The organism is Paracoccus methylovorus (assembly GCF_016919705.1).
GTDB classification, from domain to species: Bacteria; Pseudomonadota; Alphaproteobacteria; order Rhodobacterales; family Rhodobacteraceae; genus Paracoccus; species Paracoccus methylovorus.
Window position 1 is genome coordinate 1,379,787 of the sequence record NZ_CP070368.1, and the last position, 20,240, is coordinate 1,400,026.

24 protein-coding genes are annotated in these 20,240 nt (G+C 62.6%); 13 read left to right on the plus strand and 11 right to left on the minus strand.

Going from position 1 to position 20,240, the window contains the following annotated elements; all coding sequences use genetic code 11:
• Nucleotides 1–3 precede the first annotated feature (3 nt).
• Nucleotides 4–1,047 (plus strand): A/G-specific adenine glycosylase, encoded by a 1,044-nt coding sequence (gene mutY, locus JWJ88_RS06905; RefSeq protein WP_205293386.1) that lies wholly within the window; start codon nucleotides 4–6, stop codon nucleotides 1,045–1,047.
• Between the two features lie 182 nt (nucleotides 1,048–1,229).
• On the opposite strand, the gene JWJ88_RS06910 is transcribed toward mutY, so the two are convergent.
• From JWJ88_RS06910 to JWJ88_RS06925, 4 genes are all read right to left on the minus strand, one after another.
• A complete protein-coding gene (locus JWJ88_RS06910) occupies nucleotides 1,230–2,360 on the minus strand; it encodes a site-specific DNA-methyltransferase (protein ID WP_205293387.1) in 1,131 nt (376 codons plus the stop codon).
• Between the two features lie 87 nt (nucleotides 2,361–2,447).
• Nucleotides 2,448–3,080, minus strand: a complete 633-nt coding sequence (locus tag JWJ88_RS06915; RefSeq protein WP_205293388.1) for a ribonuclease HII — start codon at nucleotides 3,078–3,080, stop codon at nucleotides 2,448–2,450.
• Nucleotides 3,077–3,556, minus strand: coding sequence for an ureidoglycolate lyase (locus JWJ88_RS06920; protein ID WP_205293389.1), 480 nt, complete (start codon nucleotides 3,554–3,556; stop codon nucleotides 3,077–3,079). Before JWJ88_RS06920 ends, JWJ88_RS06915 begins: the two co-directional genes overlap by 4 nt.
• A gap of 57 nt (nucleotides 3,557–3,613) precedes the next feature.
• Nucleotides 3,614–4,804, minus strand: a complete 1,191-nt coding sequence (locus tag JWJ88_RS06925) for an MFS transporter (RefSeq protein WP_240200121.1) — start codon at nucleotides 4,802–4,804, stop codon at nucleotides 3,614–3,616.
• A 332-nt stretch (nucleotides 4,805–5,136) separates the two neighbouring features.
• On the opposite strand from JWJ88_RS06925, the gene JWJ88_RS06930 reads away from it, so the two are divergent.
• The 3 genes from JWJ88_RS06930 to JWJ88_RS06940 all read left to right on the plus strand — a co-directional run bounded on the left by JWJ88_RS06930 (nucleotide 5,137) and on the right by JWJ88_RS06940 (nucleotide 8,232).
• Nucleotides 5,137–5,817, plus strand: a complete 681-nt coding sequence (locus JWJ88_RS06930) for a GntR family transcriptional regulator (RefSeq protein WP_240200122.1) — start codon at nucleotides 5,137–5,139, stop codon at nucleotides 5,815–5,817.
• Nucleotides 5,818–5,924: 107 nt separating this feature from the next.
• Nucleotides 5,925–7,397, plus strand: coding sequence for a L,D-transpeptidase family protein (locus tag JWJ88_RS06935; RefSeq protein WP_205293391.1), 1,473 nt, complete (start codon nucleotides 5,925–5,927; stop codon nucleotides 7,395–7,397).
• 1 nt (nucleotide 7,398) lies between these two features.
• Nucleotides 7,399–8,232 (plus strand): extensin-like domain-containing protein, encoded by an 834-nt coding sequence (locus JWJ88_RS06940; RefSeq protein WP_205293392.1) that lies wholly within the window; start codon nucleotides 7,399–7,401, stop codon nucleotides 8,230–8,232.
• Between the two features lie 3 nt (nucleotides 8,233–8,235).
• On the opposite strand, the gene JWJ88_RS06945 is transcribed toward JWJ88_RS06940, so the two are convergent.
• Nucleotides 8,236–8,967, minus strand: coding sequence for a Crp/Fnr family transcriptional regulator (locus JWJ88_RS06945; RefSeq protein ID WP_205293393.1), 732 nt, complete (start codon nucleotides 8,965–8,967; stop codon nucleotides 8,236–8,238).
• A 124-nt stretch (nucleotides 8,968–9,091) separates the two neighbouring features.
• Nucleotides 9,092–10,408: a FliI/YscN family ATPase gene (locus JWJ88_RS06950; RefSeq protein WP_205295151.1), complete on the minus strand. Its 1,317-nt coding sequence runs from the start codon at nucleotides 10,406–10,408 to the stop codon at nucleotides 9,092–9,094.
• Nucleotides 10,409–10,516: 108 nt separating this feature from the next.
• Between JWJ88_RS06950 and JWJ88_RS06955 the strand changes: the two genes are divergently transcribed.
• Genes JWJ88_RS06955 through JWJ88_RS06995 form a run of 9 tightly spaced genes read left to right on the plus strand, consistent with a single transcriptional unit; the run spans nucleotide 10,517 to nucleotide 15,120 of the window.
• Nucleotides 10,517–10,906, plus strand: a complete 390-nt coding sequence (locus tag JWJ88_RS06955; RefSeq protein WP_205293394.1) for a FlgB family protein — start codon at nucleotides 10,517–10,519, stop codon at nucleotides 10,904–10,906.
• Between the two features lie 11 nt (nucleotides 10,907–10,917).
• The gene (gene flgC / locus JWJ88_RS06960; protein WP_205293395.1) at nucleotides 10,918–11,310 is read left to right on the plus strand and encodes a flagellar basal body rod protein FlgC; all 393 of its coding nucleotides are present in this window, start codon (nucleotides 10,918–10,920) and stop codon (nucleotides 11,308–11,310) included.
• A 12-nt stretch (nucleotides 11,311–11,322) separates the two neighbouring features.
• Entirely contained in the window at nucleotides 11,323–11,601 is a 279-nt protein-coding gene (locus tag JWJ88_RS06965; RefSeq protein ID WP_205293396.1) for a flagellar hook-basal body complex protein FliE, read from the plus strand.
• A 10-nt stretch (nucleotides 11,602–11,611) separates the two neighbouring features.
• Nucleotides 11,612–11,878: a flagellar biosynthetic protein FliQ gene (locus JWJ88_RS06970; protein ID WP_205293397.1), complete on the plus strand. Its 267-nt coding sequence runs from the start codon at nucleotides 11,612–11,614 to the stop codon at nucleotides 11,876–11,878.
• Between the two features lie 3 nt (nucleotides 11,879–11,881).
• A complete protein-coding gene (locus JWJ88_RS06975; RefSeq protein WP_205293398.1) occupies nucleotides 11,882–12,598 on the plus strand; it encodes a flagellar hook-basal body complex protein in 717 nt (238 codons plus the stop codon).
• 11 nt (nucleotides 12,599–12,609) lie between these two features.
• Nucleotides 12,610–13,395 (plus strand): flagellar basal-body rod protein FlgG, encoded by a 786-nt coding sequence (gene flgG, locus JWJ88_RS06980; protein ID WP_205293399.1) that lies wholly within the window; start codon nucleotides 12,610–12,612, stop codon nucleotides 13,393–13,395.
• A complete protein-coding gene (gene flgA / locus JWJ88_RS06985; RefSeq protein WP_205293400.1) occupies nucleotides 13,395–13,811 on the plus strand; it encodes a flagellar basal body P-ring formation chaperone FlgA in 417 nt (138 codons plus the stop codon). Before flgG ends, flgA begins: the two co-directional genes overlap by 1 nt.
• 11 nt (nucleotides 13,812–13,822) lie before the next feature.
• The gene (gene flgH, locus JWJ88_RS06990; protein WP_205293401.1) at nucleotides 13,823–14,575 is read left to right on the plus strand and encodes a flagellar basal body L-ring protein FlgH; all 753 of its coding nucleotides are present in this window, start codon (nucleotides 13,823–13,825) and stop codon (nucleotides 14,573–14,575) included.
• Nucleotides 14,576–14,589: 14 nt separating this feature from the next.
• Nucleotides 14,590–15,120, plus strand: a complete 531-nt coding sequence (locus JWJ88_RS06995) for a hypothetical protein (protein ID WP_205293402.1) — start codon at nucleotides 14,590–14,592, stop codon at nucleotides 15,118–15,120.
• A 394-nt stretch (nucleotides 15,121–15,514) separates the two neighbouring features.
• Here JWJ88_RS06995 and JWJ88_RS07000 read toward each other — a convergent pair whose 3' ends face one another.
• The 5 genes from JWJ88_RS07000 to rfbC all read right to left on the minus strand — a co-directional run bounded on the left by JWJ88_RS07000 (nucleotide 15,515) and on the right by rfbC (nucleotide 20,156).
• Complete coding sequence (locus tag JWJ88_RS07000) at nucleotides 15,515–16,558, minus strand: glycosyltransferase (RefSeq protein WP_205293403.1); 1,044 nt, start codon at nucleotides 16,556–16,558, stop codon at nucleotides 15,515–15,517.
• Nucleotides 16,559–16,793: 235 nt separating this feature from the next.
• The gene (gene rfbA / locus JWJ88_RS07005) at nucleotides 16,794–17,696 is read right to left on the minus strand and encodes a glucose-1-phosphate thymidylyltransferase RfbA (protein ID WP_205293404.1); all 903 of its coding nucleotides are present in this window, start codon (nucleotides 17,694–17,696) and stop codon (nucleotides 16,794–16,796) included.
• Entirely contained in the window at nucleotides 17,693–18,544 is an 852-nt protein-coding gene (gene rfbD / locus JWJ88_RS07010) for a dTDP-4-dehydrorhamnose reductase (protein ID WP_205293405.1), read from the minus strand. The genes rfbA and rfbD overlap by 4 nt, the downstream gene beginning before the upstream one ends.
• Entirely contained in the window at nucleotides 18,541–19,578 is a 1,038-nt protein-coding gene (gene rfbB, locus JWJ88_RS07015; RefSeq protein WP_205293406.1) for a dTDP-glucose 4,6-dehydratase, read from the minus strand. The genes rfbD and rfbB overlap by 4 nt, the downstream gene beginning before the upstream one ends.
• Complete coding sequence (gene rfbC, locus JWJ88_RS07020) at nucleotides 19,575–20,156, minus strand: dTDP-4-dehydrorhamnose 3,5-epimerase (RefSeq protein WP_205293407.1); 582 nt, start codon at nucleotides 20,154–20,156, stop codon at nucleotides 19,575–19,577. Before rfbC ends, rfbB begins: the two co-directional genes overlap by 4 nt.
• Between the last annotated feature and the right edge of the window lie 84 nt (nucleotides 20,157–20,240).

Genomic DNA, 20,240 nt, shown 5'->3' on the forward strand with positions numbered 1-20,240 from the left:
AAATTGCGTGACCTGACGGTGATCCCGACCCAATTGCTGGCATGGTACGACCGCCACGCCCGGGTCTTGCCATGGCGGGTCCCCGCGGGTCACGGTCCGGCCGATCCATATCGCGTCTGGTTGTCCGAGGTCATGCTGCAACAGACAACCGTCGCGGCGGTCAAATCCTATTTCCAGCGGTTCACCAGCCTGTGGCCCACCGTCCACGATCTTGCCGCGGCCGAGGATGCGCAGGTCATGGCGGAATGGGCCGGGCTTGGCTATTACGCCCGCGCCCGCAACCTGATCGCCTGCGCCCGTGCGGTATCCGCGATGGGCGCGTTCCCCACCACGCGCGAGGGGCTGGCGGCGTTGCCCGGCATCGGCCCCTATACCTCGGCCGCCATCGCCGCCATCGCCTTCGACCAACCCGAGACCGTGGTGGACGGCAATGTCGAACGTGTCGTGGCGCGGCTCTTCGCGGTCCAGACGGCACTGCCCGCCGCCAAGCCGGAATTGGTCACGCTGGCCACCAGCCTGACCCCGTCCCAGCGACCCGGAGATTTCGCGCAGGCCATGATGGATCTGGGTGCGACAATATGCTCGCCTCGGAATCCCGCCTGTGGCATCTGCCCGATCAACGACGACTGCGCGGCCCGTGCCCAAGGTATCGCCGCCGATCTGCCGCGCAAGGCGCCCAAGAAGCCCAAACCCCTGCGTCACGGCACCGTCTGGATCGGTTTTGCCGATGAGAGGGTTCTGGTCGAAACCCGGCCTGAAAAAGGTCTGCTGGGCGGCACGCTGGCTTTCCCCTCGACAGGTTGGGACGGCTCGGCGCTGCCACCGCCTGCACCCGCCGACTGGCAGGCAATCGGGCTGGTCCGCCATGTCTTTACCCATTTCGCGCTGGACCTGACGGTCATGACCGCCTGGTTGACCGCCGCGCCCGAACGAGGAAGCCTGACGCCGCTAAGCAAGTTCAGACCAACCGCTCTGCCGGGGCTGATGCGCAAGGCATGGGTGCTTGCCCGCCCCGCGACCACAGTCGTACCGGACCAGCAACGCTAACCGTCGCCCGGCAGGGCAGCGCGGCCCATGCCGACCCAACCTCCGGCGACACCACAAACGCCGATCCATTCACACAGACAGATCGCAAAAGGCCCCGCCCGGCGGCGGAACCGCAGGACGGGGCTAGGCGGTCCCGGCCGCGCCAGAGCTCGCGGAGCCTCGGGACTTGGCGAAACCGGGAATCAGTGGGTGCGGCCCTCGTCCGCCTCCATTTCAGCGCGGATCTGCTGGCGCAGGATATCGATGGGCACCATCCGCCCCTCGCGCCGGAAATGCCAATAGGTCCAGCCATTGCAACTGGGTGCGCCCTCCAGCGCGGCCCCGACCTGATGGATCGAACCTTTGACGTCATTGCCGATCAGGCTGCCGTCGGCGCGCACCTTGGCCTTGTGGCGGTTGTTCATCGAGAAAAGCTCTTCGCCCGGACGCAGCATGCCACGCTCAACCACCTGTCCAAAGGGAACGCGCGGCTCGGCGCGCTTGGGTTTGATGGTGGCGATGGCGTCGCTGTCGAATTTGCGGATGCGGCTGATGCGCTTTTCGGCAACCGCGCGATAGGCTTCCTCGCGTTCGATCCCGATAAAGTCGCGGCCCAGCATCTTGGCCACAGCCCCGGTGGTGCCGGTGCCAAAGAACGGGTCCAGCACCACATCACCCGGGCTGGTCGAACCGACAAGGATACGGTGCAAAAGCGCCTCGGGCTTTTGAGTCGGATGCGCCTTGGCGCCGCCGTCGTCCTTCAGCCGCTCGCCGCCGGTGCAGATCGGCAGCACCCAGTCGCTGCGCATCTGCACGCCTTCGTTCAGCGATTTCAGCGCCTCGTAGTTGAAGGTGTATTTCGCACCCTCGGATTTGCTGGCCCAGATCATCGTCTCATGCGCATTGGTCAGCCGCTTGCCGCGGAAGTTCGGCATCGGATTGGCCTTGCGCCACACCACGTCGTTCAGGATCCAGTAGCCTTGGTTCTGCAGCTCTGCCCCGACCCGGAAAATGTTGTGATAGGACCCGATGACCCAGATCGCCCCGTCCGGCTTCAGAATGCGGCGCGCGGCGGCCAACCAGTCGCGGGTAAACTTGTCATAGGCGGCAAAGCCCGAGAACTGGTCCCAATGGTCGTCCACCGCATCGACACGAGAGTTGTCGGGCCGGTGCAGCTCGCCTTTCAATTGCAGGTTATAGGGCGGATCAGCAAAGATCAGATCGACGCTGGCCTCGGGCAGCGCGTTCATGATCTCGATACAATCACCGGCCAGAATCTGGTTGAGCGGAAGGGTTCGCGCCGCAGCGCGGGATTTCATGTCAAGTTTGGTCATCACTGCCTCGGGTTTCGGCTATTTGGTTGCCGATTTGATGAAGCGATAATGAGTCAGACATGATTCGCCGTCAAATTGTTTTTCGAATCAATATGTTGCGGTTTGTTCTTTACACAATATGTTGTGGACGGGGGCGAAGCTGCGCCTATGATGTGGGGTTACGCCCAAATCTAGCAGCGCCTGACGATGCGCGGGCGTCGGATAACCGGCGTTCGCTTCCCACCCGTATCCGGGATGCTGTTGCGCCAAATCCACCATGATGCGATCGCGCAACAGTTTCGCCAGGATCGAGGCCGCCGCGATGGACAGGCTTCGCGCATCGCCCCCGACCACCGCCTGCCCCGGCAAGTCCATATCGCGGGGCAGCATATTGCCGTCGACCAACACCAGGCAGGGCCGCTGTCGCAGCCCGGCGATCGCCCGCAACATCGCCAGATGCGAGGCACGCAGGATGTTAAGCCGATCGATCTCTTCGACACTGGCATGGCCCACGGCCCAGTCGCAGCGCGCCATGATCAGCTCCGACAGCATCTCGCGACGCTTCGCCGTCAGCTTCTTGGAATCGTTCAGCCCCTCAGGAATGCAGGTGACATCCAGAATCACCGCTGCCGCCGTAACCGGCCCCGCCAAAGGCCCACGGCCCACCTCATCGACACCCGCGACAAAGCGCGCGCCCGACCGCAGGGCAGCCTCTTCGAAAGAATAGTCCGGCAGGCTCATGCCTCGATGGTGACGGGGGCGATCTGGACCTCTTCCAGGTTCACGCCCGCACCCTCGCGGTCCACCACCAGAAAATCGGCCGGATGATCCAGCGGCGTCAGGACCCCATGCCAGACCCCTGCGCGCAGGTTCACCCCCACGCCGGCAGGCACCAGAAAGGCAATCGGCGCGCCCGGCCGGCCGGCCTCATCCGGCGCCACGACCGACAGCCAGGGATCCGGCCCCAGCGGCATGAAAGCCTGGCTGCCCAGCGGATGCCGCTCCAGCAGCGTGCAATCATAAGGCAGACTGACGGCTTGCGAACGAAAGATCGAGATAATCGCCTCGCCGCCGCTCCGCTCGACCATGGCCAGCGCATGATGCCGCTCGCAACGGCCGGCGTTGATCATCTTGCTGGGCGTTTCGCGGGGGGTCAGCAACTCGCCGTATGGGGCGAACTCCTCGGCCGCAATGGGCCTTGCCTTGATCCTGTTCATGTTTCTTCCGTGTTCAAATATCCCGGGGGTCCGGGGGCGGCGCCCCCGGTCCGGCAGCTACAGCCGCTCCATCCGCGGCAGAAAGATGGTCAACAGCCCCATCAGCGGCAGATAAGAGCAGATCTGGTAAACGAATTCGATCCCCCTCGCATCCGCGATTATTCCCAGCACCGCAGCGGCGATCCCGCCCATGCCGAAGGCGAAGCCGAAAAAGATGCCGGCGATCATTCCGGTCCGCCCCGGCACCAACTCTTGCGCGAATACCACGATGGCCGGAAAGGCCGAGGCCAGAATGATCCCGATCACCACGGTCAAAAATCCGGTCGCGACCAGTCCCACATGCGGCAGCATCAGCGTGAACGGCAGGATACCCAGGATCGAGAACCAGATCACCTTCAGTGGCCCCACACGGTCCCCGATCAGCCCGCCCAGCATGACGCCTGCGGCCATGCCGCCCAGAAACAGGAACAGCATCAGCTGCGCCTGCTGGGTGCCAAGCCCGAATTTCTCGATCAGGAAGAAGGTGTAATAGCTCGAAATGCTCGCCGTATAAATGTTCTTGGTAAATGTCAGCAGCGCCAGTACCACGATGGCGACCGTGACCCGCCGACGCGAAAACGGCAAGGCCGTTGTCGGCCGCGCACCTGCCGCCTTGCGCCGCCCCTCGGCCCAATTGCCGATACGCGACAAGACCACCGAACCGACCATGGCCGCGATCGAGAAAATCGCCACCGAGGGCCGGCCCAGCGGCACCACGATAAAGGCGGCCAGCAAGGGCCCCAAGGCGGTGCCGAAGTTTCCGCCCAGTTGGAACACCGACTGCGCGGTTCCAAATCGTCCGCCCGAGGCGATTCGCGCCACGCGCGAGCTTTCGGGATGAAATACCGCCGAACCGATCCCGATCAGCATCGCGCCCGACAACAGCACCCAATACTCATGCGCCAACGCCAGCAGCAGGACACCGACAAAGGTCGAGCCCATGCCAAGAGCCAGCGAACGCGGCATCGGATTGCGATCCGTCACCATCCCCACCACCGGTTGCAACAGCGATGCCGTGACCTGGAAGGCAAAGGTCATCATGCCGATCTGCCAATAGGACAGCGAGAATTCCTCGCGCAGCAAGGGATAGATCGCGGCCAGCATGGACTGCATGATGTCATTGATCATGTGGCACAGGCTGATTGCGATCAGCACCGTCCAGGCCGTGGTGGAAACACCCTGGCCGCGGAACAAGGAAGCTTCCGACACGGCATCACCTCTTGAGAATCGCCCGATTTCTCCTGCCCGGTCGGCGGAATGTCAACCTGGACAGGCGGAACATGGCCGGTCGCGGCAATTGACCTTGACCCCCGCGGAAATTTGCAATCAAAAACTAAACCGATGAGTTTACCGAAGTTCCCCCGGTCAGGCAGTCCTGCCGCTTGCCTTCATCGTCGCCGGGGCGACACAGACCCGTTTGATCGAACGTATCGAGTTTCGCCGCAACATCGACGCAAAGACATATTTTAGACATGATTGAACTTCCCCGCCCCTTGGCACAGGCCCTTTCGGTGGAATCGCAGCAGCGCAGGCGCCGGAACATGACCTGGCAGGCCGTCCAGGAAGAGGTTCTGACCCGCATCCACAACGGCGATTGGCCCGAGGGAGAGTTGATTCCGACCGAAGCGGAACTGGCTACCGAGTTCGGCTGCGCCCGCGCGACGGTGAACCGTGCCTTGCAGACTCTGGCGCAAAGCGGCGTGCTGGAACGCCGGCGCAAGGTCGGCACCCGCGTGGCGCAACATCCCCGGGTGCAGATGGTGCGGTTTCTGTTGCGCCGCGATATCGAGGCCGCAGGCAAGGTCTATGGCTATACGCTGCTGGACTACAAGGAATGCCCGCCCCCCGCTGATGTTGCGCAATCGATGCTGCTGCGGACCGACGACAGCCTGCTGCGGGTCAAGACCCGGTTCACGGCCGATGACGCGCCCTATTGCTGCGAGGAACGCTGGATCAACAATTACGCCGCCCCCGGCCTGACGCAGCAGGCATTGGAGCAATTAAGCCCGTGCGAGTGGCTGCTGGGCCATGTGCCGATCAACCGCGCCAGCATGGCCATCGGCGCGGCGCTGGCCGGCTCGGGGTTCGTGCCCGAAGCGCTGGGTCTGGCGCCGGAAGATCCCGTCCTGCTGGTCGAGCGGATCGACTGGCTGAACAACATGCCGGTGTCCCTGACGCGGCGCTATTTCCCACAGCATCACCGCTTCGCCGCGACGATCTGAGGGCTGCGTTCAAGCCGAGTTGACCGCGTCTTGCTTGCTTTGGTCGGCATATTTGGCCAAATGTGCCGATAACCAGAACACTACAGGCAAACAAACCGGATCCGAGCATGTTTTTGACCCGATTCCGTACGGGCCTTTCGTCGCGTCTCGCGCTGGCGGCCGCGATCGTTGCGCTTCCGCTTTCGCCCGGCTGGGCACAAGCCGCCCCTCCGGCTCAGGGTGCCGGCGTGCAGGCCGCAGCGCCAAAGCCCAAGGCGCTCATCTCGATCACGCCCACCGAAATCGAGACGGCCAGTTATGACGGCGGCGATCTGCCTGCAGGACAATCCGCACTGACCGCCAAGGTGCAGATCCTGCTGGACCGCGCAGGCATCTCGCCCGGCGTAGTGGACGGCTGGCGCGGCGGCATGAGCGAAAGCGCCATCATGGCCTTTCAACGCCGGTCCGGCCTGCCGATGAACGGTCGCATGGATCATGCGGTCTGGGATCTGTTGCAGGGCTATGCCCCCGCGCCCCTGACCATGGCCTATACCATCACCGAAGAGGACGCGGTCGGGCTGGTGGACAGCATCCCCAAGGACTACGCCGAAAAGGCCGCCATGACCTCGCAGGGCTATACCAGCGTGCTGGAAAAGCTGGCCGAGCGTTTCCACATGGACGAAAAATTTCTGGCCAAGCTGAACCCCGGCGCCGCCTTCCAGCCCGGCGAGACCATCCATGCCACCGTCCCTGCCAAGCCGATCCGCGCCACCGTCACCCGCATCATCGTGGACAAGGAAACCCGCCGCGTCGCGGCCTATGACGCCAAGGGGAATATGGTCGCGGACTATCCGGCGACCGTCGGTTCGTCCGACACCCCCTCGCCGCATGGCAATCACGTCGTGGATGCCGTGGCGCTGAACCCGACCTATACCTATAACCCGCACCGGAATTTCAAGCAGGGCGAGAACGACAGGGTGCTCATCATCCCGCCGGGGCCGAACGGGCCGGTCGGCAATGTCTGGATCGACCTGTCCGAACCGACCTATGGCCTCCACGGAACCGCGACGCCTTCGCAGTTGTTCCTGCACCAGTCGCATGGTTGCGTGCGGTTGACGAACTGGGACGCTTGGGAGCTGGCGCATATGGTCAAGCCAAAGGTGACGACGGTCGAATTCCTGCCACCCGGAGTGCGCATCGCCGATGTGACCGGCATCTCGCCCATGGCCGCGGCAACGCAAACGGCGGCGGTCGCGACCATCGCCAGCACACGCCCCCCGGCCCGTGGTGACAGGATGCCGCCGCAAGTGGCCACAGCCGAGGCGGCACCCGTCATGGCTGGGACCGCACCGGCCGCCGCAGCATCGGCACTGACCAATGCCGCAGCGACGGCAACCGCGACGACTGTGGTGACGACGCCCGAACCGTTGGTCGTTACCCCGGCCGTTTCCACCTCGTCCGAGCCGTTGGTGCCTGACACCCCGCTGCCTCTGGCAGAGGATGAAGAGCCGGAATACCCCTCTGACGTGGGACTTCCCGAAAGCTTGCCGGGACAGGAACCGGGCAGCGTGACGCTTTATCCCAACGCCGGGCAACCCTGAGATGCGCGCATTGGCGCTGGTCCTGATCGCGGGGCTGATGGTTCTGCCGGGGCAGACACCGGCCCAGGACGCGCCCGCGCCGCGTCCCGACCACCCCAACGACGAACGCCCGGCGCCGCGCCCGGAGGACAAGGCCGCAACCGAGATCACCCCGGCCAAGCCCGACGCCGCAAGCGAACCCGCATCGGAATCGGCAGAAAACCCAGACGATGCGCCTTTGCCCGAGGTTCCCGTCCCTTCCGGTCCCCCGGTTCACACGACCCTGCGAGAAAGCGATTTCGACTATTCCGCCTGCCTGCTGGAACTGACGTTGCTGGGGGCCGATTACAGCGAGACCCCGTCCATTCTGGATGCCGAACAGCGTGATTGCGGCATCGACCGCCCGATCCTGCTGCACCAACCCCTGCCCGGCATCGAGATCGCGGGCGACGCGCCGATGCGCTGCGACACCGCACGCCACCTTGCGCATTGGCTGCGCGATTTCATCCGCCCCGCCGCCGCGCTTTTGCCGGGGCAGCCCCGGCTGGTCGCGCTGGAGCCGGGCTCGACCTATCAATGTCGGGCAACCGTCGGAGACAAGAGCGAGACTCTGTCGGAACACGCTTTCGGCAATGCTTTCGATATCGCCGCCGTCCACTTCGATGACGGCACCCGGCTTTCGGTCGAGCCGCGCCAGGACAGCGGCGACCTGCAAGAGTCCTTTCAGCGTGCGGCGCGCGGCACCGCCTGCCTGCATTTCACCACGGTTCTTGGCCCCGGCACCAATGCGGCACATGAGGACCACTTGCATCTGGACATCAAGGCACGTCGCGGCGGCTTTCGGCTGTGCCAATAGGGTTCAACGCCGAACCCTGCCCAAATCCAGATATTCCGGATCGAACCGAGCCAGCCGCGCCAGCCTTTGCCAGTCAAGGATCTCGACCTCGCTGCCGGTCCAGCGGATCAGCCCATCCGCGCGCAGGTCGCGCACGGCGCGATTCACATGGATGGGGGTATAGCCAAGGATATCGGCCAGCTCTTTTTGCAGCAGCGGCAGGGTAAAGCGATGGTCCTGCGCAGCACCCACGCTGGAAAGCCGGGTGTAGAGTTCGCACAGAAGGTGGGCCAGATGCCCGCTGGAACGCAAAGTGGCAGCCGCCACCAGCCATTGCCGATGAATTGCCGCATCGATGACCGTGGACATCCATAAAAGCCGGGTCAGATGCGGGAAATCATACGTAACCTGCCGCAGATCATCGTGATCGACGAACTCCACCTCGGATACACCCACCGAGATCACGTCATGCTCCAGCCCGGCCAGCACGAAACCGTGCAGATCGACGAAATCCCCCGGCACATGCAGGGCAGTGATGACACGTTCACCCGGACGGTCGCACAGCTCATGCTGCCGCGCAGCCATACCGCGTAGCATCAGGCAACTGCGCGTGGCCAAACGCCCCCGGGGAACGATCACCTCGCCAGGGCGAAAGCAGACATGCGTGCTGGGCAGCGCGCGCAGGCCTGCAATATCGGTTTCGGTAAGCACATCTCTTCGTTGCAGGTAACGGACAAAATATTCGGTAATGGCCATGATGCTCCTCGGCTCGCCTGCAGAAGATGCGGGCGCGCCGTCTGCCGTGCAATCGCCCCGAAACGCCAGTTAACATTCATCAATCATGCCATAACCCCGTCGTATTCATAGGCTTCTTTGGCGCTTAGCCCGGTTTTGGGGGCGGAACCCCCAAAGCCTCGGCCAAATACGCGTAGCTTTGCCGCGCATCCGGGCTTTGCCGGGTAAAGAACCCGTCCAGGGCCGGATAAAGCCGCACCGCTTCGTCCACACGAGGGTCCGTGCCTTGCGCATACAGCCCGGCTCGGATCATCAGTTCGGATTCTGCATAGGTCCCCAGCAGCCCGCGCGCCCGCGCGATCAGCGCGTTCTCGGCCTCGCTCGCCGCCTGCGGCAATGAACGCGAAACCGAGCGCAATACGTCCACCGCCGGGAACCTTCCCCGCTCGGCAATGGCGCGGTCCAGAACGACATGGCCATCCAGCACGCCCCGCAAAATATCGGCCACCGGTTCTTCCATATCCGAACCGGCCACCAGCACGCTGAAGATCGCGGTGATATCGCCCGCCCCTTCGGGTCCGGGTCCTGATCGTTCGGCCAGCGACATGATCAGATGCGAGGTCGAGGGCGGAAAGCCACGATAACTGGGGTTTTCTCCCGCCGCCAGCGCGATTTCCCGATGCGCTTCGGCAAAGCGGGTGATCGAATCGGCCAGAAACAGAACCTGCCGCCCCTGATCGCGGAAATGCTCGGCCACCGTCATCGCTGCCCAGGCGCAGCGCCGGCGCATCAGCGGCGACTGGTCCGAAGTGGCCGCCACCACGACCGAGCGCGCCATACCCTCCTCGCCCAGCGTTTCCTCGACGAATTCGCGCAGTTCGCGCCCACGTTCGCCCACCAGCGCGATCACGACCACATCGGCCGAAACCCCCTTGGCCAGCATCGAAAGCAGCGTGGACTTGCCGACGCCCGAGCCCGCGAACAGCCCCAACCGCTGGCCGCGCACCAAAGGCAAAAGCGTGTCGAACACCGCAAGCCCGGTATCAAGCCGCCCGCCCAGCCGGTTGCGCAAGGCGGCGGGCGGCGGCGGCGGACGAAAGCCCCTCTCCTCGCCCCCGGCGACCAGAGGGCGACCGTCGAGCGGCCTGCCGAATGGATCGATGATGCGCCCGATCCAGGAATCGGCCGGTGCCAGCCAAGGCGCAAAAACCAACTCAACCCGAGTGCCGATCGACAGCCCCTCCATCGGCCCTTCGGGCAGGATCGCTGCCTGATCGGAATGCAGCGCGACGATCTCACCACTCAAATCCTTGCCGTAATCCATTGAAAAAACAACGCGATCACCCAAGGATGCATAGGCATTCAATCCACCCGCCTGGATCAGACCCGCCTGGATCGCACTGACTTGACCGAAATAGCGGGTCATGCGGACCCGACGCATCCGCGCAGCGATAGAGTGCATTTTATCCATTCCGACCTCGTCTTTTCCCGCGGCATCGCTCGCCTCGAAAGGGTTTCTAAACCTATTGAGGTTAAGACCGGGTTTATCGGAACCTGAGGGGACACCTTGATGTTTGACCAGATCGGTACATTGCGAATGGCCAGTTCGCTGACCGCCCACGCGGCCGAGCGGCAAAAATTGATTGCACGGAACGTCGCCAACGCCGACACGCCTGGCTTCCGCTCGCGTGATCTGGCGAGCTTTGCCGAAACCTATCAAAATCAAGTCGCCACGGGCATGCGTGCTACTCGCCCCGGTCACCTGACGGGCGCCGGATGGGGTAGCGACACCGCCCGCATCAAAGACGCGGGGGGCGAGCCAGCCCCCAACGGCAATACCGTTTCATTAGAAGAGGAAGTGTTTCGCAGCGCGGCAGCCAAGCGACAGTTCGATCTGTCGCTGGCAGTAACCAAGTCCTCGCTGTCGCTGGTCCGCGCCAGCATCGGGCGCGGCAGGTAAAGGGATCGAACATGACCGAGACACTTTCCGCAACCGATCTTGCCGTTTCCGGGATGAAGGCACAGGCCGTGCGCCTGCGCCACATTTCGGAAAACATCGCCAACGCAGATACGCCCGGCTATCGCCGCAAGCTCGTGGCCTTCCGTGAACAGGTGGATTTCGGACGCCCCAACGGTGCCGTGACTGCAGGACCGACCCGTCTGGATCGACGCGAACTGCCGCTCATCTTCGACCCGGCCCATCCGATGGCTGATGTCGAGGGATATTATTCGGGTTCCAACGTGGACCTGATCATCGAAATCGCCGACGCGAAAGAGGCCAGCCGCAGCTACGAAGCCAATTTGCGCGTCTTTGAACAATCTCGCCAGATGGGCAGTTCGCTGCTGGATCTGATCCGCCGCTAAAGAGGAAACACCATGATTTCTCCGACATCTGCCGCAGCCGCCTATGGGCGCGCACGCCCTGAGATCTCGCCTGCCGACACCCTGCCGCAGGGTGTAACCAACGCCGCTACGGATTTCGCCCGGGCGTTGGAGCAGGTCGATCTGACCGCGACCGGCGCCATGGCCGGAATGACTGATACGCATGATCTGGTCCACAGCATTGCGCAGGCCGAGATTGCGCTCGAAACCGTGGTCGCAGTTCGCGACAAGGTGGTCGAGGCCTATCAGGAAATCCTTCGTATGCCGGTCTAAGGACAAGACGATGGATGAGAACCTGATCTTCGACCTAACACGGCAGGCACTTTGGATCGCGGTGCGCATGGCAGCCCCCTTGCTGATCGTGGCATTGGTGACCGGTGTAGCGATCGGCCTGGTTCAGGCGCTGACTTCAGTGCAGGAAATGACGCTGACCTTCGTCCCAAAAATCGGCCTGATGCTGGTCGTATTCTGGGTCAGCATGAGCTTCATGACCGCGACACTGACCAGCTTCTTCACCGATCAGATCCTGCCACAAATTGCGGGGTCATAAGCCATGGATAATGCAATTTATGCCGCTTTGACCCGACAATCGGGCCTGATGCGAGAAATGCGCGTCGTCGCCAATAATATCGCCAACGCCAATACCACTGGCTTCCGGCGAGAGGGCGTGGTGTTCTCGGAGTATATGGTCCCGCTCGACGGACGCGGCGAAACGCTTGCCATGGCCAATGGCCGCGGCCGCAGGATCGATCTTGGGCCCGGCGGCATGACCCAGACCAACGGCCAGTATGACCTCGCGATTGACGGCGAGGGATTCTTGATGGTTCAGACGCCGCAGGGCAGTCGCCTGACCCGCGCCGGCGCCTTTATGACCAACGCCGAAGGCGAGTTGGTCAACCCCGACGGCTATCAACTGCTTGATGACGGGCAGGCGCCGATCATCATCCCGGCCGGGGTGGGCAATGTTGGGATTGGCACGGATGGTACGATTTCCGCCGACGACAACCCCGTCGGGCGTATCGGCGTTTTTACCAGCCCCGATCCCGCAAACTTGCAACACGAGGCCGGCACACTTTTTGATCCCGGCGGCGCTGTTGAACCCATTGAAGAGGCGGTACTGCGCCAAGGTTTCCTTGAGGATTCAAACGTCGACCCGGTGCTGGAGATTGCGCGTATGATCGAAGTTCAGCGCGCATATCAGCTGGGCCAAAGTTTTCTTGACCAAGAAGACCAGCGCATTCGCCAGACCATCACCTCACTGACCCGGTGAAAGGATAAATCATGAGAGCCCTTCAAATTGCAGCATCCGGAATGAGCGCGCAGCAGATGCGTGTCGATGTCATCTCTAACAACCTCGCCAACATGTCCACCACGGGCTACAACCCCCGGCGTGCGGAATTCGCCGACCTCCAATATCAGCAGGTCACCCGGCCCGGCACATTGACGGCCACTAATGGCACCATGGTTCCGGCGGGTGTGCAGCTTGGTTTAGGCGTGCGCCCCGCCAGCGTGACAGTCATGCTGGCACAGGGAACACCGATCCAGACCAACGGTGATCTGGATATCGCAATCGACGGGAACGGTTATCTCGAGGTCACGCTACCCTCGGGCATCTCGGCTTATACACGTGACGGCAGCCTGAAACGCTCGGCCGAAGGGCAGGTCGTCACATCTGAAGGTTATCCACTGGTTCCCGACATCACCATCCCAGAGGACGCCCGCAGCATTGCCATCAACGCAGATGGCGAAGTCTTTGCCTATTTCGATGATCGCGTCGAGCCGGAAAATCTGGGCCAGATCACTCTGGCCAATTTTGTAAACGAAAAGGGACTCGAGGCAATCGGTTCGAACATGTTCCTGGAAACTATCGCATCCGGCGCACCACAAGTCGCCAACCCCGGTCAAGAGGGGTTGGGCACGATCCGCGCCGGTTTTCTTGAAGAAAGCTCTGTCGATCCGGTGCGCGAAATCGCCGAACTGATCAAGGCGCAACGCGGCTATGAGCTGAATTCCAAAGTGATCACCGCCGCAGACCAGATGCTCGGCACAACCGTACAGGTGCGCTAATGCGGGGGCTGATCTTCCTGCTCCTGATGCTGCCGCAACCGATGCTCGCCGGATCGGTAGTCGCTAATCGGACGCTGCCGGCCGGAACGGTAATCTCGGCAGGGGACGTTTCTCTGGTCGATAATCAGCAGGAAGGTGGTGAAATCCTCGAGAAAATATTGGGCCAGCAGTTGCGGGTCATGGTTTATCAAGGGCGGCGCATCGACCCTTCGACCCTGACTCCCCCCACGCTGGTCGGGCGCAATCAGATCGTCACCATCGCATATGAAAGAGACGCTCTTCGGATCGAGGCTGAAGGCCGGGCGCTTTCGGCTGGAAGTGCGGGGCAAATCATCCGCGTCATGAATAACGCTTCGCGCGTGACCGTCTCGGGCCGCGTTGCCCCAGGCGGAACGATCGTCGTCCAACAGAACTGAAGGTTGTTTTGATGCTCAAGCACACACCACTCAGCCGCGCCATTCTGTCCGGCGCCATCACTTTGACCTTCTCGCTTGCCGCTTGTGGCCGGGTTTCCCAGATCGGACAGGTCCCCAACATGACCTCACCGGAAAGCAGTGTCGAATTTCAAGCCATGACCTCATCGGGTCACGGCCTGCAGGAGTTGCCCAACCGGCTCGACAGCACGGCCTCGCTCTGGACCGTATCGCAAAACTCGCTGGTTGCAGACCGGCGAGCCTCGAATCGAGGTGACATCCTGACCGTGGTTATCGAGATCGACGACCGTGCAGAAATCCAAAACAGCTCTGGGCGTAGTCGGAGTTCGACCGACAAGGTCAGCATCCCTTCCATGATGGGTTTGCCGCAGCGCATCGACGAGACACTGCCGGAAGGTGCCAGTATGGACGAATTGGTCGAAGCCAAGGCGTCTTCCAGTTTCAAGGGAAGCGGCAATATTTCGCGCCGCGACAAGCTGACGCTCCGTGTTGCAGCTACGGTTGTTGATCGCCTGCCCAATGGAGTGTTGCGTATTCAGGGCACGCAGGAGGTGCGAGTAAATTACGAAGTACGCGAACTGACTGTCAGCGGCTTCGTACGTCCTTCCGATATCGGGCGGCGTAACGAGATCGCCTATGACCGGATAGCGGGTGCGCGCATTTCCTATGGCGGGAGGGGGCAGATCAGCGATGTTCAGCAACCACGTTACGGCCAGCAGATCGCCGATATCATCCTGCCTTACTGAAGAAAGGGCGCTTCGTGAAAAAGATCACGCCTCTCTTGATTATCTTGCTGGCATTTCTTGCGGGGACCGTCGGCGGCGACATACTTGGCCACAATAAGACCCTTGAGCAAACCGATCAAGTCATCGACTCCATAGCACAGGAAGGCCAAGAGACCTCAGATATTCCCACCAACCCGGCAGATATCAATGGTGACCTAGGCAAGGGTTCGGACATCGAAGCAAATCTGGACTGGTTCACATTTCCAAATCAATTTTTCGTACCGGTTCTGCGCAATGGCACGCCTTTTGCAGTCATGATCTTATCACTGAGTATCGAGATGCCTGCATCTGCCCGCGCCGATATTGAGGCAAAAAAGCATAGACTACGGGACGCCTTGCTGAATGCTCTGTTGGTCGAGGCGAATACTGGGGCGTTTGACGGCAATTTCACAGCAGAACCCACCCTGCAACGCCTACGCACGACCCTGCTTGCTGCCGGCCAGAAGGCTGCAGGACCAGATATACGACGCATTCTGATCGAGGATATTAACAGACAGGTTCAATGAAAGCGCCCACGAGGTCATAGGCACCGCCCCCCTTCTAAGCGATAGATTGGCCGTGGACCCTGTCGGTCCCCGTCCGGCGGGATTGTTGCGCCCCATCGGGCATGGGCTTTGTTCGTGCAGCACCCATAAAACTCGGTGGGTAATGCTGCCGAATGGGGACGCGTCGAACCCGTCGCCTTGGCTCTCTGGTCCAGCTTGATTGCAAAGTTGGAACGGCCCCGAAACCCCGCCGCTGGCACCATGCGGCGCGCATCCCGCCTCGAAATGCTTCTGAACCCAGCCCCTCGAGATGGAGAAAACCGACTTTTTCATCTGACCCACAGCCGATCAGGATGGATAATACTCGCACCGCCTGCAATCCCTCACAATTTCGGCTTCATGCAAATGCTCTAACTTAGCTGTTACTGTCAGAGGGGGCTGGCCCGGTCCCGGCCCCACCGCGCTTGAGTGTAGTGTCTCCGGCTCCATTGGCGCGGACCAGAATTTCGGCATGACTCCGACCAAGGTGACCACGAAAGGCGTCAGCCACTGCCAAGCGAATCAGCTGGCGGCATATGCGTCGATCATTTGGGGGCAAGAGACGCCCCTTGCTCAGCCATTTCGGCAACATCAAGGTCATCAGCGGGAGGAAAAATAACCGCCCTGCAACTCGACGATAGACGAACCAAGCGTTGCGATGCAGATAATATACTTTCCAAAGCGGTCGCGGCATTGCCCCAACCGTCTGAGTTTCGCAATCATGTTCAAAACCCAGATCCTGGGCAAAAAGCAACCGTCCACCGGCCTGCGTCAACCCTAGGGAATAAAGTACGTCATCGCCATAGATGAACAACCGGCCGTCGGGATAGCCGGCGCGGGCCACCCCTGCCCGCGACACAAAGAAGCCCACAAAAGAGGTGCCGTCCAACCGCCGTGGGACTTGCGCATCATAATCACCGTCAGGGATGTGAAAGGCCGCACGCCCGCCCCCTGCCAATACTCGCAAGAAAACCGATAGTTTGCTGAACGGGTTGACCCAAGGTCGGTTCATCTCGCAGATTCGGCCGTCGGGAAAACGAACTGCCGCCGCCAGCGCCTCGGCGCCACGCCAACGACCCGCCACCAATCCTTGGCGAAACCGGACGATCGCGCCGACAGCCGGGCGGGCATCGTCATCCATCAACACCAGCCAGTCGGGATCAAGTCGCAGGCCGGTCTCGCGCATCCCGACCTCGAATCCCAAGGCGCCACCACCATTACCGGGCATTTCAATGACAAGAAGCCGCGGATCGCTTTGACCGGCAAGCCAGTCGCGCGTGCCATCGGTCGAGCCATTCTCGACCACCACGACATGATCCAATGGCTCGGACAACAGGCGCGCCAAGGTTTTCTGCAGATGCGACAACCGGTTGAAGGTTACGACGACGGCCGCGATGACCGGAGAGTTGGATTGGCTCAAATGGGGCTCACGGGATTGGCTGGCAGACGGGACGCAAAACCGATGGGTTCTTACAAAAGCCTCTTAACAGGCTAGGCGCACGGGATAAAGCAGCACCCCCGGTCTTGGGCGGAATGGTGCATCGGCAAACCCAGACACAAGCTTATCCGGCGCGATCACCGGTCCGGCGTGACTGCGTATAGACGCCAAGCGAAGTGAAAGCTGATTTCGCCCTTCATCGCGGCAACGAAGGCAGCTATTCCGTCTCACCCAAAAGTTGCAGCAGATAGCGGCCATAGGCGTTTTTCGAGAATTTCCCTGCCGTTGCTCGCAATTCATCAGCGCCGATCCATTTTTTTTCGAAAGCGATTTCTTCTGGTGATCCTGTTTGCTGTCCCTGGCGTTCCTCGAGGGTGCGCACGAAGTTTCCGGCATCCAGCAGGCTCGCGTGGGTTCCGGTGTCCAGCCAGGCGAAACCGCGGCCCATCTTCTCGACGCTCAGCAGCCCTTCGGCGAGATAGCTTTCCAGAAGCGTGGTGATCTCCAGCTCGCCCCGCTCGGACGGACGGACCTCGGCCGCGCGGCGCGGCGCCGTGCCGTCCAGGAAGTAAAGCCCGGTGACCGCGAAGTTCGACGGCGGCCGGGCCGGTTTTTCGATGATCGCCCGCGCCCGGCCCGCCGCGTCGAAATCGACCACGCCGTATCGCTCGGGGTCGGACACCCGGTATCCGAACACCGTTCCGCCGATCTCGCGGCGATCGGCCGCCTCGAGCAGCAGCGGCAGGCCATGCCCGAAGAAGATATTGTCGCCCAGCACCATGGCCGAAGGCGCGCCGCCCAGAAAATCCTCGGCCAGAAGATAGGCCTGCGCCAGCCCGTCGGGCGAGGGCTGCACCAGATATTCGAAGTCGAGGCCCCATTGGCTGCCATCGCCCAGCAGCCGGCGGAACTGCTCCTGGTCCTCGGGCGTGGTGATGATGGCGATCTCGCGGATGCCCGACAGCATCAGCACGGTGATCGGGTAATAGATCATCGGCTTGTCATAGATCGGCAGAAGCTGCTTGGAGACCCCCATGGTGATCGGGTAAAGCCGCGTGCCCGAGCCGCCGGCCAGGATGATGCCCTTGCGGCTGCGGGGTTCTTCAACGGATCGGGTCATGGCTTCAGCTCCTGCAAGACCTGGGCGAGACCGGCACGCCAGTCGGGGCGACTGATGCCGAAGTCCCGCAGAATGGCGGCGCAGTTCAGACGCGAATTCGCCGGGCGCCGGGCTGGGGTGGGGTAATCGGTGGTGGGAATGTCGGTGATGCGGCAGGACAGGCCCGCCTGCGCCATGATCTCGCGCGCGAAACCGGCCCAGCTGGTGTCGGGCGCACCCGAGAAATGGTAAAGCCCGCCCAGCCCGCCATCGGCACGCATCGCCCCCAGCATGGCAAGGCCGGCGGCGGCGATCCCGGCCGCCGGGGTCGGGCCGCCGTGCTGGTCGGCGACGACGCGCAACGCCTCGCGTCCCGCGCCAAGCCGCAGCATGGTCCGGACGAAATTCGCGCCATGCGCCGAAAACACCCAGGAGGTCCGCAGAACCGCCCATTGCCCACCGGCCGCGGCGATGCCCCGCTCTCCGGCCAGTTTGGTGGCGCCATAAACGCCCAGCGGGCCGGTCGGATCGCCCTCGGCCCAGGGCCGTTCACCCGAGCCGTCAAAGACATAGTCGGTCGAGACATGCAGGAAGGGCACGCCCAGTTCCGCCGCGGCCCGGGCCATGGCGGCCGGCGCCTCGGCATTGACGACCCGCGCCAGGTCGGGGTCGGTTTCGGCGCGGTCCACGGCGGTATAGGCGGCGGCGTTCAGCACCGCCTTGCAACCCGATGCGCGGATCGCCGCGGCGCAGGCGGCGGGATCGGACAGATCGGCCTGATCCCGGCCGAGAAACCGCGCCTCGGGCGCCAGCCGCCCAAGCTCGGTCGCCACCTGTCCCGTGCGGCCAAAGACCAAAAGGCCCTTCATGCCTTGCCGAGCCTTTCGCCCACGCCCTGCCGCGCCAGAAGCGGCCGCCACCAGTCCTCGTTCTCCAGATACCATTCGACGGTGCGCCGCAGCCCCTCCTCCACCGTGACCGAGGGGCGCCAGCCCAGCTCATTGCGCACCCGGCCCGGGTCGATGGCATAGCGGCGATCATGGCCGGGCCGGTCGGTGACAAAGCTGATCAGCCGGTCATGCGGTGCGGCATCGGGGCGCAGCCGGTCCATATGGCCGCAGATGCTGCGCACCAGGTCGATGTTTGTCGCCTCGTTCTCGCCGCCGATATTATAGCTGCGGCCGATGCGGCCCTTTTCCAGCACCAGCAGCAGCGCGTCGGCGTGATCCTCGACATAGAGCCAGTCGCGGATATTGCCGCCGTCGCCGTAAACCGGGATCGGACGGCCGTGCAGCGCGTTCAGGATCACCACCGGCACCAGCTTTTCCGGAAAGTGGAAAGGTCCGTAATTGTTCGAGCAGTTGGTCAGCACGACCGGCAGGCCATAGGTCTCGTGCCAGGCGCGCACCAGATGGTCCGAGGCCGCCTTGCTGGCCGAATAGGGGCTGCGCGGGTCATAGGGCGTGGCTTCGGTAAACTGGCCGGTCTCGCCCAGCGAACCGAACACCTCGTCGGTCGAGATGTGGTGAAAGCGGAACCCCGCGGGCCGGCCGCGCGCGTTCCAATACGCCCGCGCCGCCTCGAGCAGGTTATAGGTGCCGGTGACATTGGTGTCGATGAAACTGCCCGGCCCGTCGATCGAGCGGTCCACATGGCTTTCTGCGGCCAGATGCATGATCGCATCGGGCTGATGCCCTGCCAGCACCCGATCCAGCGCCGCGCGGTCGCGGATATCGGCCTGCTCAAAGGCGTAAAGCGGACTGCCCGAGACCGCGGCGACGTTTTCCAGATTGGCGGCATAGGTCAGCGAATCGAGGTTCACCACCCCGTGCCCCCGCGCCACCGCCAGCCGCACCACCGCCGAGCCGATGAACCCCGCGCCGCCCGTAACCAGAATCTTCATAATCCCGCCTCGTAACCAAAGGGCCCCTCATAGGTGAAAGGGCTGTCGAACTCGTTCCATGACGGGGCCTGCGCGTCCTTGGCCGACAGGATCGGCTGGCCGGCGACGCCCCAGTCGATGCCGATACTGTCCCAGGCCACCGCCCCATCGCAATCGGGCGCGTAATAATCCGTGCATTTGTAAAGAATTTCCGTATCCGGCTCTCGCGTGACGAAGCCATGCAGAAAGCCGGGCGGGATCCAAAGCTGGCGGCCGTTCTCAAAGGAAAGCTCGACCCCGGTCCATTGGCCATAGCTGGGGCTGCCTTTGCGGATATCGACCGCCACGTCGAAAAGCCGCCCCCGCCCGCAGCGCACCAGCTTGCCCTGGGCATGGGGCGGCGCCTGGAAATGCAAGCCCCGCAAAGTCCCCGCCGCCGCCGATAACGAATGGTTATCCTGAACGAATTCCGGAAGATCGAGCCCAGCATCCAGAAGCGTCCGGCCGCTCCAGCTCTCGCAAAAAAAACCCCGCACATCCCCAAACCGACGGGGAACAAGCACCAATACACCACCAAGAAATGTCGGTTCAATCTGCATCTGTCTCTACCAGATTTGCTTTACGCAGAGATGCGTATGGAGGAACTCCCAAATGCACGCAAGCGGTGCGTCCTGCGCCGAACC